1 protein-coding gene is annotated in these 298 nt (G+C 42.3%); it reads right to left on the bottom strand.

Going from position 1 to position 298, the window contains the following annotated elements:
• A partial coding sequence (locus AC6CH4_RS26020; RefSeq protein WP_498108247.1) for a glycoside hydrolase family 97 N-terminal domain-containing protein occupies window positions 1-298 on the bottom strand: 298 nt, incomplete at both ends.

Below are 298 nucleotides of genomic sequence, written 5' to 3'. Positions count from 1 at the left end.
TCTCCAATCTGAAGCGTTCTCCACGAAGAGGTAAACGTATCTTTTACACGCACTTTTACACCATCTGCCCACGGCACCAAATCCGATTTTAATTGTGTTCCGGTTGTATTAACCAAAGTCATACTGGCAAAATCAACCAAATTGGCTTCGTGAAAACTTAAGGCCAGTCCGCTTTTGCTTTCAATTGTAAGCGGAGTCAAAACAGTATCAAGTGTACTTACCGGAGCGTCCTTAAAAAGATATTCGTCACGGTTTTCTCTGTTGGCCGGAATCCACCATGCTTTTCCATCTTCTTTTA

This window comes from Flavobacterium sp. GQ95 (assembly GCF_059758655.1).
This window is presented reverse-complemented; position numbering and strand designations above follow the sequence as displayed.